The sequence below is a fragment of the Antarctobacter aquimaris genome (assembly GCF_900184945.1).
Taxonomy (GTDB): Bacteria; Pseudomonadota; Alphaproteobacteria; order Rhodobacterales; family Rhodobacteraceae; genus Maliponia; species Maliponia aquimaris.
This window is the reverse complement of record NZ_FXYF01000023.1, coordinates 48,390-61,070: the sequence shown is the minus strand read 5'-3', so window position 1 is coordinate 61,070 and position 12,681 is coordinate 48,390. Positions and strand designations below refer to the sequence as shown.

Annotated in this window: 11 protein-coding genes and 2 pseudogenes; 7 read left to right on the top strand and 6 right to left on the bottom strand. The window is 67.8% G+C overall.

Features of this window, described 5'->3' with window-relative positions:
• Positions 1–619: 619 nt before the first annotated feature.
• The 3 genes and pseudogenes from MAA8898_RS26015 to MAA8898_RS24025 form a co-directional block, all read left to right on the top strand.
• A pseudogene (locus MAA8898_RS26015) lies at positions 620–763 on the top strand (IS3 family transposase); the annotation flags it as partial.
• Between the two features lie 187 nt (positions 764–950).
• Positions 951–1,268, top strand: coding sequence for a YonV C-terminus-related protein (locus tag MAA8898_RS26010; protein WP_503100498.1), 318 nt, complete (start codon positions 951–953; stop codon positions 1,266–1,268).
• Positions 1,259–2,083, top strand: a pseudogene (locus MAA8898_RS24025) (IS3 family transposase); the annotation flags it as partial. The gene MAA8898_RS26010 and the pseudogene MAA8898_RS24025, both read left to right, overlap by 10 nt.
• Positions 2,084–2,175: 92 nt before the next feature.
• On the opposite strand, the gene MAA8898_RS24020 reads toward MAA8898_RS24025, so the two are convergent.
• Entirely contained in the window at positions 2,176–4,086 is a 1,911-nt protein-coding gene (locus MAA8898_RS24020; RefSeq protein WP_094023558.1) for a hypothetical protein, read from the bottom strand.
• A gap of 246 nt (positions 4,087–4,332) precedes the next feature.
• Between MAA8898_RS24020 and MAA8898_RS24015 the strand changes: the two genes are divergently transcribed.
• The 4 genes from MAA8898_RS24015 (at position 4,333) to MAA8898_RS24000 (ending at position 8,100) form a co-directional block, all read left to right on the top strand.
• Positions 4,333–5,325, top strand: coding sequence for a LacI family DNA-binding transcriptional regulator (locus tag MAA8898_RS24015; protein ID WP_094023557.1), 993 nt, complete (start codon positions 4,333–4,335; stop codon positions 5,323–5,325).
• A 115-nt stretch (positions 5,326–5,440) separates the two neighbouring features.
• Complete coding sequence (iolC, locus tag MAA8898_RS24010; protein ID WP_094023556.1) at positions 5,441–6,424, top strand: 5-dehydro-2-deoxygluconokinase; 984 nt, start codon at positions 5,441–5,443, stop codon at positions 6,422–6,424.
• A 12-nt stretch (positions 6,425–6,436) separates the two neighbouring features.
• Complete coding sequence (locus tag MAA8898_RS24005; RefSeq protein WP_094023555.1) at positions 6,437–7,279, top strand: 5-deoxy-glucuronate isomerase; 843 nt, start codon at positions 6,437–6,439, stop codon at positions 7,277–7,279.
• Positions 7,276–8,100 (top strand): class II fructose-bisphosphate aldolase, encoded by an 825-nt coding sequence (locus MAA8898_RS24000; RefSeq protein WP_094023554.1) that lies wholly within the window; start codon positions 7,276–7,278, stop codon positions 8,098–8,100. Before MAA8898_RS24005 ends, MAA8898_RS24000 begins: the two co-directional genes overlap by 4 nt.
• A gap of 140 nt (positions 8,101–8,240) precedes the next feature.
• On the opposite strand, the gene MAA8898_RS23995 is transcribed toward MAA8898_RS24000, so the two are convergent.
• Genes MAA8898_RS23995 through MAA8898_RS23975 form a run of 5 tightly spaced genes read right to left on the bottom strand, consistent with a single transcriptional unit; the run spans position 8,241 to position 12,651 of the window.
• Positions 8,241–10,223, bottom strand: a complete 1,983-nt coding sequence (locus MAA8898_RS23995; protein ID WP_094023553.1) for a sensor histidine kinase — start codon at positions 10,221–10,223, stop codon at positions 8,241–8,243.
• A complete protein-coding gene (locus MAA8898_RS23990) occupies positions 10,204–10,683 on the bottom strand; it encodes a DUF6505 family protein (protein WP_094023569.1) in 480 nt (159 codons plus the stop codon). The genes MAA8898_RS23995 and MAA8898_RS23990 overlap by 20 nt, the downstream gene beginning before the upstream one ends.
• Positions 10,680–11,393 (bottom strand): biotin/lipoate--protein ligase family protein, encoded by a 714-nt coding sequence (locus MAA8898_RS23985; RefSeq protein ID WP_094023552.1) that lies wholly within the window; start codon positions 11,391–11,393, stop codon positions 10,680–10,682. The genes MAA8898_RS23990 and MAA8898_RS23985 overlap by 4 nt, the downstream gene beginning before the upstream one ends.
• Positions 11,390–12,463, bottom strand: coding sequence for an Mrp/NBP35 family ATP-binding protein (locus tag MAA8898_RS23980; protein ID WP_094023551.1), 1,074 nt, complete (start codon positions 12,461–12,463; stop codon positions 11,390–11,392). Before MAA8898_RS23980 ends, MAA8898_RS23985 begins: the two co-directional genes overlap by 4 nt.
• Positions 12,460–12,651 carry a DUF6494 family protein gene (locus MAA8898_RS23975; protein WP_094023550.1) on the bottom strand — a complete coding sequence of 64 codons (192 nt, stop codon included), beginning with the start codon at positions 12,649–12,651 and terminating at the stop codon, positions 12,460–12,462. The genes MAA8898_RS23980 and MAA8898_RS23975 overlap by 4 nt, the downstream gene beginning before the upstream one ends.
• Positions 12,652–12,681: the final 30 nt, after the last annotated feature.

Below are 12,681 nucleotides of genomic sequence, written 5' to 3'. Positions count from 1 at the left end.
GGCTCCAGACGCGCCATCTGCGCATCCCCTCTCGTGACATTGCTGCGCAATGCACTGCCGGGCAGTGGGTCAGCCAGAAGAGATCACTCATGTCACCGCTCGCTTTTTGCAGCAGTGAATCACGCCCCCGCTCGCCGATCAATGGGTCCTGACCCTAGGTTGCGCTTAACCCCTCATCTCAAAGACAACATTGCCGTGTACCTGATGACGGATTGTCCAAGGCAAGCGGTGTGCTTTGGTCGCGCTCCGTTGTGAGTGGAGTGGGTGTCCCGTAGGGCATTGGTTATAAGAGATAAAAATCGGAATCCTGAAAAGGAAAGTCACAGCTTATCTAGAGCGGTCCCTCCGATATAGCCCGACCTGCCGACTCTGGTCTTACCCGTCCCCGCTGGACATTCGGAAGACTCGTAGCGGCGTCGATCCGCCTGCATTCGTGGGCGTTTCCCCCTTCCCAATCTCAAGTCCGCCTGATGGGCGGCGTACAGTACAGGAGGCCCGATTTGGCCCATATCACCATTACAGACCGTCCCTGTGGATACGGCAAATCCACAAGTATTATCCGTAGCTTCGACAAGCGGGAGAAGTACATCACAGTCGTTCCGTTCCTCTCTGAGGTGGACGCCCGCCGGATTGCACCGAGATCCGCAAGGAGATGCAGGAGATCGCCGGCAAGCGACGTCGGTTCGGCTATCGCCGGATCGGCGTGCTGCTGGAACGCAAGGGCATGAGCATGAACCACAAGAAGCTCTACAGGGTCTACCGAAGCGGAATGGAGGAGGGACGTGGCCAACGCTCTCACCGTCAAGTCCATCCCGGAATTGTAGTGTCAGCCTTGGAACCATTCCGGGCAACTCAAAGGCTTCAAGAGCGCGGAGTTGTGCAGGCAAGTGGGGTGGAAGCTGCGGCGATTCTAAAAGGACGAACTGTCCACAATAGATTTGACGGACGTCATGCTGACCTGCGCGCGAATGAACTGGTATTCGAGCCGCACAGGCGAGAAGCCAGCCAGCGGCAGGTTGTCCAAGCACACCCGACTGTTCGGACGAGCAACCAAACAGACTGTCATGTGCTCGGCTACCGACAGGGAGTTGGCCGAGTGGGGCACCACTGGCGTCAACTTCGTGCCGAACACCACGCGCGGCACCAATGACTATGCCAACTGCACACGCGCAGTCTACCTGTACGATCAGAACCCGAACCCTGTGCTTATCACCTTCCTCGGGTGGAAACGCGATGGCATCGAAGCACGCAGGTTCTGTGTCGCCTAGTTGGTGTCGACCCGAAGACTGTCCGGCGCGATCGCCCGCCGGATAGTGCCGAAATCCGCAAGGAGATACAGGAGATCGCCGGCAAGCGGCGCAGGTTCGGCTACCGCCGGATCGGCGTGCTGCTGGAACGCAAGGGCATGATCATGAACCACGAGAAACTCTACCGGATCTATCGGGAAGAAGGGCTGTCCGTGAAGCGGCGGCGAGGCCGGAAACGGGCGCTCGGCACGAGGACACCAATGCCATCGGCTGCGTGTGTCAACGCGCGCTGGTCGTTGGACTTCGTGTACGACAGCTTCGGTGCCTCGCGGAAGCTCCGGATCTTGGCGGTGATCGACGACTGCACGCGGGAGTGTTTGTGCCTCGTGGCGGACACCAGCCTGTCCGGAACACGGGTCGCTCGGGAGCTCAGCGCCTTGATCCGGGTCTACGGCAAGCCCGGCTGCATTGTCAGCGACAATGGAACCGAGTTCACCAGTCGGGCGACCCTGAAATGGGCAGACGAGAACACCGTGCCATGGCACTACATCGATCCGGGCAAGCCGCAGCAAAACGCTTTCGTAGAAGGCTTCAACGGCAGCCTCAGGGACGAACTCCTGAACGAGGAGATCTTCGACAGTCTGGATGACGCACGGCGCAAGCTGGCCCTCTGGCGTTACGACGACAATGCGGTCAGACCGCACTCGTCCCTGGCCAACCAGACGCCGCAGCAAGCGCGCCGGACGCTTGAGCAATGTGAGGGCTCCGCGCCCGGCGCGCTTGCGCCAGACGGGGAAGCCGAATACCAAAATCCAACCTGCAGCCTCTCGTTATGACTGAGGGACCAGCGGGCGGCAGGTCACCTGAGATAAAGCTGAGGCGGTGCCTGCAGCGGGAACATAACACGTCTCGGGTGCGCCAATTCCCCTCACTTCGGGTCGAACAGCGCCGACAGCGCTTCACCCGCCGCCCTCGCCTCGGCGCGCAGGGTGGCGAGCCGGTCCGAGGTGGCGGCGATCTCCGTTTCGGTGCTGTCGAGCGCGTCGAGGTAGCGGGTGCGCAGCGCGTCCTGCTCGACAGCGTCCAGGTTGGCGCGCAGGCGCGACTGTTCCGACATCAGCTCGGACTGGCGGGTGGAGAGGGCGTCGATCTCGTCCGCGGTGGCACGGGCGCGGCGCAACAGGTCGTGCGCCTTGGCAAAGGTCTCGACCAGCGGCTGCGCCACCTCGATCCGGCCTGACCGGACATCCAGCACCAGCCGCTCGAAATCCTGCGAGTCGAGCCGCATCTGCCAGCCGCTCTGCGCGCGTTCCACCACCGCCAGCGTCGCCACGCCTGCCTCGGCCGGGACGGTCACGCGCAGGAAGCCCTCGCCGCGTTCCACCGTGCCGGGTGCGTTGTCCAGCTCGCCAAAACCGTCGGGATGCTCGACCGAGAACAGCTCGGCCTCTTCGGGCACTGTCGCGTCGTAGCGGGTCGTGCGCAGCGTCACGAGGTCCACCGTCACGGTCTGCCCGTCCGAGATCATGCCCGCGACGCGGCGGGTGTCGCGGCGGTCGGTCAGGACCTGCGCGCCGGTGGCGGCGGCGAAGGGCAGCAGGCGGCTTTGCCCGGCCATCATCCCGTTGAACGGCGCGTCACCGACAAAGCCGTTGCGATCCTGCACCGACACCAGCCCCTGCGCCAGCGACTGGTCGGCATGCAGCGACACCGCGAGAAAGACACCGTCGCCGGTGGAAAGCGGGCGGTAGAGCGCGCGGACCTGCGGCTCGATCGGCATGTCGAGGTACATCAGGTTGGCGGTGCGCCCGGCCTCCAGGTCCACCGGCTGCGGCATGGCATAGCGCAGGATGCCGGCGCCGGTCATCGCCTCGCCGGCAAGGGCGGTGCCCGAGGGGGCGGGCATCATCGCGTCCATGCTTTCGGCCATCGGCGTGGCCTTGAACATCGGCGCGGCCAGGGCCGTGCGGGCCATGACGCCGCTGTCGGCGGTGACGGTGATCGGGCGCGGGCCCGAGGGCGGATCGTTGCGCGCGATATACAGCGGGTCGATCAGCGCTCGCCGGTAGGCCACGGGCGCGCCGGTGGTCAAGGTCAGCGCCACGTCGCCCCAATCCTGCCCGGACACGTTCTCGACCGTGGCCCAGCCCTGAAAGCGGCCTTCGTCCAGCAGCAGGCGCCACGAGTTCTTCCATGCCGCGACCTCGGTCACGTAGGACAGTTCCACGTCGCGCGCGGTGCCGGCCTCCAGCGTCAGGTCAAAGCGGCGGCTGCGGCTGTCGCGGCGGTCGGCGTCCATGGCGCTGGCCAGCTGGGCGGCGACCGCCTCGGAAAAGGTGACCTGCGCGCCGGGGGTCAGGACGATGTCCTGCACGCCGTCGGCGGTCAGCATCAGCACGGCGGTGCGGGGCACATCGGCGCCGTCCTCGACGACCGTGGTCTGCGACACGCCCATGACGCGGCCGGAATAGGCGCCGCGCGCGGTGGTGACTTCCAGCGTCTCGCCGGTCATCGCGCGCAGCAGGTCCTCGGTGGTGCGCGGCACGCCACCGGCAAAGATCGTGTCGGCCAGCGCGGCAAGGCTGCTGCCGGGGGTGTCGGTTTGCAGGTCGACGACGCCGCCCGCCGGGTCGCGCACCACGAGGGAGGCCAGCACATCGTCGGAATCGCGCATCGGCACGTCGAAGGACAGGGTGTTGCCCTCGGTCGGCGCGACAAAGGTGTAGCGGGCGATGCCGGCCTGGCCCAGCTCGACGCGGGTGATCTGCGGCGCGGCAAAGGCGGCGGAGGTCAGGAAGGTGGAGGCGAGAAGGGCGGGCAGGAAAATGGATTTGGTCATGGTGGATGGCTCCTTGGAATTGGGCGGCGGCCGCTGGGTCGCCTCGTGACCAGTATGACGCAAGCGGCGGCGGGTTTCTTGGCGTTGTCAACGAAAGGGGCGAAAAAAATCCTGCCGACGGGGCGGGTTCGGCAGACAAGGCACGCGGACTGCGTTGCACCCGGTTGCAAAAGTCAACGGTGCTTGCCACACTCGCGGCGCCGCGGTCCGGCACGGGGCCGGGCGCAGGTGGAAGAGGCCCCAGCCATGGCGGTGACCCTCAAGGATGTTGCGGAACGCGCGGGCGTATCCCGCTCGGCGGTGTCGCGCACCTTTACCGCCGGGGCCTCCGTCTCGGCCGCGATGCGGCGCAAGGTGGAAAAGGCCGCGCGCGAACTGGATTACCGGCCCAACGCGCTGGCCTCGTCGCTGACCACCGGGCGGACCCGGCTGGTGGGCCTCGTGTCGAACAACTTTCACAACCCGATCTTCCTGGAGATCTTTGACCTGTTCACCCGCGGTTTGCAGGACCGCGGTTTGCGGCCGCTGCTGGTCAACCTGTCGGACGGGACCGATCCCGAAGCCTCGGTGCGGATGCTGCGGCAGTACTCGGTGGATGGGGTGGTCGTCGCCTCATCGACCCTGCCGTCGGGTTTTGCCGGGGCGTTCCGCGAAGCTGGCGTGCCCGTGGTGCACGCCTTTGGCCGGGTCAGTGCGACGCCGCAGGTGCATGTTGTCGGCATCGACAACGCCGAGGCGGGGCGCATGGCGGCGCGCTGTCTGATCGCGCGGGGCTACCGGCGGATCGGGTTTCTCGGCGGGCCGGAGGCGGCGAGTTCGACCCAGGACCGGCTGGCCGGTTTCCTGGCCGAAGCGGCCCATCATGGTGTCGAGGCCAGCTTTTCCTTTTCCAGCGCCTATTCCTACGATGCCGGGCGGCAGGAGATGCGGCGCCTGCTGGCGGGGTCCCGGGCCGAGGCCTATTTTTGCGGCGATGACGTGCTGTCCATCGGCGCGCTGTCGGCCGTCGCGGAGGCGGGGCTGTCCTGTCCCGCCGACATCGGCCTCCTCGGGCTGAACGACATGGACATGGCACGCTGGGGCAACATCGACCTCACCACCATCCGCCAGCCGATCCCGCAGATCGTCGCCTCGACGATCGAGTTGATGGTCGCCACGCTGGACGATCCCGCGCGCTGCCCCGAGACGCGGATCTTTGCCTGCTCGGTCATCGAGCGCGGCACGCTGCGCCCCGGGTGACCCGTCGTGGCCGCATACGGCTTTGCAACCGGTTGCAAAGAGGCTATCGTCAGGGGCGCACCGCCGCCGCCATCCGGCCGCCCGCGCGACAGGGTGAAAAGAGGAGACCACCGGCATGACGACACTCATGGACGGCATCGCCGCCAACCGGTTCGCGGTCTTCGGGCGGGTGGGCATGGATCTCTTCGCCACGCCGGCCGGGGTCAGGAGCGAGGAGGCCGACACCTTCCAGGCCGACATCGGCGGCTCTTCGGCCAATGTCTGTGTCGGGCTGGCCAAGCTGGGCAGCCGGGCGGCACTGGTCTCCTCGGTGTCGGACGACGCGGTGGGGCGGTTCTGCTGCAGCAAGCTGCGCGGTTACGGGGTCGACACCCGCCATGTGCGCGCGGTGGGCGGCGAATACCGCACCTCGCTGGCGGTCTACGAGAGCCGGTCCGAGAATTTCCAGAACGTCATCTACCGAAACGGCGCGGCCGATTTCCAGGTGACCGAGGCGGACGTCGAGGGGGTGGACTACGCGCAGTTCGGCGCGATGATCACCGCCGGGACGGTGCTGGCGTCTGAACCATCGCGCAGCGCCACCTTTCGCGCCTTTGACCTGGCGCGCGCCGCCGGTCTGCCGGTGATCTTCGACATCGACTATCGCCCCTATTCCTGGCCCTCTGCGCATGTCGCCTCGGACGTGCTGACCCGCGCAGGCGAGGCCAGCGACCTGATCGTCGGCAACGACGAGGAGTTCGGCTTCATGGCCGGTAGTCTCGACAAGGGGCTGGACAAGGCGCGTGAGCTGGCCGCCCGTCCGGGCCGCGTGGTGATCTACAAGATGGGTCCGCTGGGGGCGATCACGCTGGCCGGGGGGCAAGAGATCCGCACCGGCATCTACCCGGTCACGGCGCTGAAGCCGGTCGGCGCGGGCGACAGTTTCCTATCTGGTTTGCTGGCTGCGCTCGCGGCGGGGCACGACTGGCGCAACGCGGTACTGCGCGGCTCGGCCTGCGCCTCCATCGTCGTCTCGCGGCCCGGCTGCGCCCCCGCCATGCCGACCCTGCCCGAGCTCGAGACCTTCCTTGCCACCCATCCCGGCCCCACCTTACCCTGAAAGGACCGCGCCATGCACATCCCCCCCTATGACAACGCCAACAAGCCCATCGTCGATGCCGAGGACGCGCTGGTCCCGCTGACCTATTTCAACATCGTAAAGCTGACGCGGGGCGAGCATTTCGACTACGCCGTGCCGAGCTACGAGACCTGCGTCGTGCCCGCCACCGGGACGGTGGACGTGGACGTGGACGGCGCGACATTCCCTGCCGTGGGCAACCGGGGTGTCGACGTCTGGGACGGCGAGCCGGAGGGCGTCTATGTGCCCGTGGGCGCCCGGGTGCGGATCACCTGCGTCAGCGAGGCGACCGAGGTCTTTGTCGCCGGGGCGAAGTTCGACCAGGTGCTGGAGCCCTTCGACGTGCGCGGCGACGACATCGACCTGGTGCAGTACGGCTCGGACGACACCAAGACGCACCGCAAGATCAAGCACATCCTGGGGCAGAAGCAGCACGGCAAGGTGGGCCGCCTGCTGGTGAGCGAGCTGTACACCGTGGGGCAGGGCGGCTGGTCCGGATTTCCCAGCCACAAGCACGACACCGACCGCCTGCCGGACGAGACCCGGCATGACGAGACCTACAACTACCGCTTTCGCCCCTCCAAGGGGTCCGGCATGCAGCTGTTGCAGCAGGAGGGCGACGCGGTGGGCGAGGCTTACCACGTGGTCGACGGCTCGACGATGTGCCTGCGCTCGGGCTATCACCCCTGCGTGGTGATGCCGGGCTACGAGATGTATTATTTCACCATCCTCGGCGGTCTCGGCCAACGCTCGCTCAAGCAGTATTTCCAGCCGACCCACGCCGAACAGCTGCACACGATCCCCGGGATCCTCGACATGGTGGCCAAGTTCAAATGAGCCTCGTGACGCTGGCACAGGTGCTGCAACCGGCCCTGAGCGGCGGCTACGCGGTGGCGGGGCTGGTGACGCTGGGCTGGGAGGACATGCGCGCCTTTGTCGAGGCGGCCGAAGAAGAGCGCGTGCCGGTGATCCTCCAGGCCGGTCCGTCCTGCCGTGAAAATACGCCCCTGCCGGTGCTGGCGGCGATGTTCCGGCACCTGGGCGAAGGGGCGTCGGTGCCGGTGGTGGCGCATCTCGACCATGGCCACAGCGCTGCGGAGTGCCGCGAGGCGATCGACTGCGGATTCACTTCGGTGATGTACGACGGCTCGCGCAAGCCCCTGGCGCAGAACATCGACGAGACGGCGGCGATAACCGCCATGGCCCATGCGGCGGGGGTGTCCTGCGAGGGCGAGATCGGCTTTGTCGGCTATTCCGGCGGCGAGGCCTCGGCCGGGACGGACCCGGACGAGGCGGCGCGCTTTGCCCGTGAGACCGGGGTGGATGCCATGGCGGTCTCGGTCGGCAACCTGCACCTGCAACAGGGGCAGGGGGCCGGGCTGGACGAGGCGCGCATCCGCGACATCGAGGCGCTGACCGACGTGCCGCTGGTGATCCACGGCGGTTCGGGCGTGCCCGAGGCGCAGCGCCGCGCGCTGGCGCGCGGCTCGCACATCTGCAAGTTCAACATCGGGACCGAGCTGCGCATGGCCTTTGGCGCGGCCCTGCGGAAGGCGGTGAACGCCGATCCGGACCGCTTTGACCGGGTGCAGATCCTGCGCGACACGCACGCGCCGATGGTGGCGGCGACGCGGCGCGTATTGCGGACGATGCGGTAGGGGGCGGGAGCAGGGAAGGTGTCGGGCGCGGCCAGGGCCGGTGCCCGCGCCAGGTCTGTGGATGTCGGAGCGGCACATTGGGTCAGGGCAAAGCGTGTGACCCCTGGTGTGTCACGCGCTGCCAAGAGACCGGAAGACGCTCACGCCGCCGGCAGCCAGACCCGGAACCATGCGCCGCCCTCGGGCGCATTGCCGGCGGTGATCAGCCCGCCCACCCGCTGCACCAGCGTCTGCGAGATCGACAGCCCCAGCCCGGTGCCTTCGCCCTGCCGCGTGGTGAAGAAGGGGTCGAACACCGTGTCCTCCAGCCCCTCGGGCAGGCCCGGGCCGTTGTCCTGCACCGTCAGGCAGGCGCCGGGGCGGCCGTCGCGCGTCTCGGCCGTCAGGGTCAGGACCAGGCGCCCGTCGTGCCCCATGGCCTGCGCCGCGTTCATCACCAGGTTGATCACGACCTGCTGCATCTCGCCGGGGTCGGCGCGCACCTCGGGCGCCTCGTGCAGCCGCGTCTCGACGGTGATGGCGCTCTTGGACAGGACGTGTTCGACCAGCAGCAGGCAATCCTCGATCAGCGGCGCCAGCGGGACGGCGCCGTCGTAGCTGTGGAACTCGCTGGGCCGGGCGAATTGCAGCAGCTTGCCGACCATGGCGTCGATCCGTGCGACCTGCCGGTCGATCAGGTCCAGCTCGGTCCTGATCGGCTCGGCCTTGTCGCCCAGCGCCTCGCGGATCACGTCGACATTGCCCTGGATCACCGCCACCGGGTTGTTGATCTCATGCGCGACGCCGGCGGTGATCTCGCCGATCGAGGCGAGTTTCTCGTTCATCACCAACTGGCGATAGGTGGCTTCCAGCTTGGCGTTGGCCTCGCGCAATTCGCTGGTGCGCTCCTCGACGCGCTGGTTCAGCTCTTCGGCCCAGGCGCGCAGGCGGACGTCGCGGTCCTGCACCTGGCCCAGCAGGTCATCGAGATGCGCCGCCACCTGGCCGATCTCGTCCCGCGCGCCGACATCGCCGTAGCGCGCGGACAGATCGCCCGCGCCGACCTGCCGCATGGTCCGGGTGATCCGCTCCAAGGGCGCAAAGATCCCGCGTGCGAGACGAAAGAACAGCGGCACCGACAGCAGCATGACGGCGGCAAAGGCGGCCAGCATCCACAGCATCGCCTCGCGTTTCGCCGCGGTGAAGGGCGCCTCGAGAAAGCCGACGTAGAGCATCCCCACCCGCTGACCAAAGCTGTCGGTCACCGGCATGTAGCCTGAGATATACCAGTCGTTGACGACAAAGGCGCGGTCCAGCCAGGTCTGCCCGTCGCCCAGCACCGCCTGCCGCACCACCGCCGAGACCCGCGTGCCCAGGGCGCGGACGTCCTCGAACAGGCGCACGTTGGTCGACACCCGCACGTCGTCCAGAAACAGCGTCGCGGTGCCCTGCCGTTCGCCCCCGGTGACGGCGTTGAGGTAGACCAGCGCGTTGATGGTGTCGATGAATTGCAGGTTGCGGTTCAGCAGGATTCCCCCCACCAGCACACCGGCATGGCCGTTCAGCCGCACCGGCGCGGCCGAATGCACCACCATGCCGCGGTCCTCGACGGTGCGGTCGGTCGGCACGGCCGCCTCGGTCGGGATCAGCGGGATGCGGGCGCGTTCGGCCAGGTCGCCGGGCAGTTCGGCCAGGTCGGCGGCGGAAAAGATGTCGATCTCGGTCGCCGGTTTGCCGTCCAGCCCCGCCACCACGACCGGCCAGCGCGAGGCATCGCCCAGTGCCGCGTCCTCGGTCAGGAAGAACAGGAAGTCGAGCGCCAGCGCCGCGCGCTTGTCCGACAGGTAGCGGTCCAGCGCCGGGCCGTTGTCGGACAGCACGCGCAGGAACTCGGCGCTTTCGGCGACGCCGGTCAGTTCGTCGCCTGTGGTGGTCATGATGCGGGCCAGGTACTGCTCGGCGATGCGCAGGTCGGAGTCGACGTTGGCGATCAGCAGCGCGTCATAGTCGGCGGTCCAGCGCGTCATCCCCAGCACCAGCAGCAGGGGCATCAGCACCGTCATCGGCGCGAGCGCCAGCACCAGCAGGCGCAGCCGGACCGAGCCGACGCGCCGGCCGCTGGGGTCAGTCGTCAAGCGACCCATGGATCGCGAACTGCTCGAGCCCCGCGTCCGACGCCTCGATCACGCGAAAGGCTTCGCGCGCGCCGGCATCGGTCAGCTCGCGCGCGACGGTGAGCAGGGTGTTGGGCGCGTGGTCCGCGCAGAGCTCGGCCATCTGGGCGATTTCCTCGGCGGCCACCGGGCGCGCGGCCTCGACGGATGGGGCGCCGTAGTAGGTCACGAAGTGCTGCGCCAGCAGGTCCGTCAGGGCCTGCACCTCGGCGGGTTCGGCCTGGCTGACGGCGACAAAGGTCACCCGCCCGCCGGTCTCCAGACCCAGCCAGCCGTTGGCAAAGGCCTGCCGGGCCTTGCCGGTCAGGTCGCCCTCGGTCCAGTTGGAGAACTCGAAGCCGCCCGGGATGCACCATTCGCCGGTGCGCGCGGGGCTGGCAAAGACGTGTTGGTCGCTTTCGTCAAAGTGGATGGCGCGGGCCAGTTTCATGGCGCTTCCTCCAGCAGGGTCGTCAGGGGGATCAGGTGCGTGGTCTGGGCGTCGCGCAGCAACATGCCGAAATCCTCGTCGACACCGAGGAAAGTGCCGCTGCGGCCGTCCTCGACCACGGTTTCGCCCATACCATGCGCGAGTCCGCGCCATTCGGCGTGCAGCGGCTTGGTGCCTTCGTCTTCCCAGCGGGCGATCCAGTTCAGCGTGTGCCGCGCCCAGGCCTCGATCAGCAGGTGCGGGTCGACGTCGGCGCAGCCCTCTTCATACAGCGCGGTCTGGTCGGGGACGTTGCCCGGCACGGCGGCCAGCAGCAGCGGCAGGTCGAAGCCCACCACCAGCCAGTCCGGCACCGCCGCCGGATCCTGGGTCGAGGCGCAGGCGCGGAAGGCGCCGCAGGCGGCACCGTTGATCAGGATGCCACCGGCCCAGGCCAGGTGCACAGCCACCTCCGGCGGGGCCAGCGCGCCCAGCGCATTCTGGAACCCGACACCGCAGAGTGGAAGCATGGCCATCGCCTTGGCCAGGGGCACCTCGGGGGTAAAGACCAGCGCCGCGCCCATCCGGTCGGCCGCGACGCGGTGGCAGACCAGCCCCGCGTCGCAGCCCCGGATCGCGCGCATCACGGCGCCGTCAAAGGGATCGCCGTGCACGTCCTCGCCGCTCATCGCGGGCGGGAAGGTCATCGGCGTTCCGGCGGGCGTGTTCATGCCACCCCCTGCGCCACCAGCGCGCGGGCGATGGCGTGGAAGGCCTGCGCCTGCGGGCCGTCCGGCCGGGTGACGACAATTGGCGCGCCGCCGTCCGAAGCCAGGCGGATCTGCAGGTCCAGCGGCACCTCGGCCAGCAGCGGCACGCCCAGCTTGGCCGCCTCCGCCGCCACGCCGCCGTGGCCAAAGACGTGTTCCTCGTGGCCGCAGTTCGAGCAGATGTGCGTGCTCATGTTCTCGACCATGCCGAGGATCGGCACCTTGAGCTGGTTGAACATGTCGATGCCCTTGCGCGCGTCCAGCAGCGCCACGTCCTGCGGCGTCGAGACGATGATCGCCCCGTCCACATGCGCCTTCTGGCTGAGGGTCATCTGCACGTCGCCGGTGCCCGGCGGCAGGTCGACCAGCAGCACGTCCAGCGCGCCCCACTGCACCTGCATCAGCATCTGCTGCAACGCGCCCATCAGCATCGGCCCGCGCCAGACCACGGCCTGATCCTCGTTGGTCATCAGGCCAATCGACATCATCGTCACGCCGTGGTTGCGCAGCGGCAGGATCGTCTTGCCATCGGGCGAGGCGGGACGACCCGACACGCCCAGCATCCGCGGCTGCGAAGGGCCGTAGACATCGGCGTCCAGCAGGCCCACGCGCCGTCCCTGCGCGGCCAGCGCACAGGCGAGGTTCGACGATACTGTGGATTTGCCCACGCCACCCTTGCCCGAGGCGATGGCGATGATGTGGTTCACGCCGGGGATGCGCTGCGGGCCCTGCGGATCGGCCTTCTTCTTCATCCCGAGGTCGGGCGGCGCCTTGTCCGCGTGGCCGGTCAGCACGATCGACACGCTGTCGACGCCGTCCAGCGCCTTCAGCTTGGCCTCGGCATCGGCCTTCACGCGACCGTAGATCTCGGCGTATTTCGGCGGGATCTCCATGACAAAGCGCACCGCGCCGCCGTCCACGTTCAGTGCCCGCACCACGCCGCTGGAAACGATGTCGCTGCCGCCGACGGGGTCGGTGACGGTCTTCAGCACGTCGAGGATGATGTCCCGTCCAAGAGTTGTCTGTGTCATTCCTGCCCCTTGATCTCGCCGGTCACTTCGTGGCTCAGCCCCAGTTCGGGGATCGTGATCACCGCCTTGACCGCATAGCTCTTGCCCGCCGTGTCCGTCCCGCGCATGGCCTCTTCGATGGCCTGCTGCGAGGTGACGCCCACCTGCTTGAGGAACTTCCTCATGGACATGTTGAAATCTTCGCTCATTCCGTCTCCCTCCCGTTGCAATTGACGCGA

Bases quoted from the DNA above. Each gene is read 5' to 3' on its own strand.
- MAA8898_RS26010 (WP_503100498.1), top strand. From the start codon at position 951: ATGCTGACCTGCGCGCGAATGAACTGGTATTCGAGCCGCACAGGCGAG.
- MAA8898_RS24020 (WP_094023558.1), bottom strand. From the start codon at position 4,086: ATGACCAAATCCATTTTCCTGCCCGCCCTTCTCGCCTCCACCTTCCTG.
- MAA8898_RS24015 (WP_094023557.1), top strand. From the start codon at position 4,333: ATGGCGGTGACCCTCAAGGATGTTGCGGAACGCGCGGGCGTATCCCGC.
- iolC (WP_094023556.1), top strand. From the start codon at position 5,441: ATGACGACACTCATGGACGGCATCGCCGCCAACCGGTTCGCGGTCTTC.
- MAA8898_RS24005 (WP_094023555.1), top strand. From the start codon at position 6,437: ATGCACATCCCCCCCTATGACAACGCCAACAAGCCCATCGTCGATGCC.
- MAA8898_RS24000 (WP_094023554.1), top strand. From the start codon at position 7,276: ATGAGCCTCGTGACGCTGGCACAGGTGCTGCAACCGGCCCTGAGCGGC.
- MAA8898_RS23995 (WP_094023553.1), bottom strand. From the start codon at position 10,223: ATGGGTCGCTTGACGACTGACCCCAGCGGCCGGCGCGTCGGCTCGGTC.
- MAA8898_RS23990 (WP_094023569.1), bottom strand. From the start codon at position 10,683: ATGAAACTGGCCCGCGCCATCCACTTTGACGAAAGCGACCAACACGTC.
- MAA8898_RS23985 (WP_094023552.1), bottom strand. From the start codon at position 11,393: ATGAACACGCCCGCCGGAACGCCGATGACCTTCCCGCCCGCGATGAGC.
- MAA8898_RS23980 (WP_094023551.1), bottom strand. From the start codon at position 12,463: ATGACACAGACAACTCTTGGACGGGACATCATCCTCGACGTGCTGAAG.
- MAA8898_RS23975 (WP_094023550.1), bottom strand. From the start codon at position 12,651: ATGAGCGAAGATTTCAACATGTCCATGAGGAAGTTCCTCAAGCAGGTG.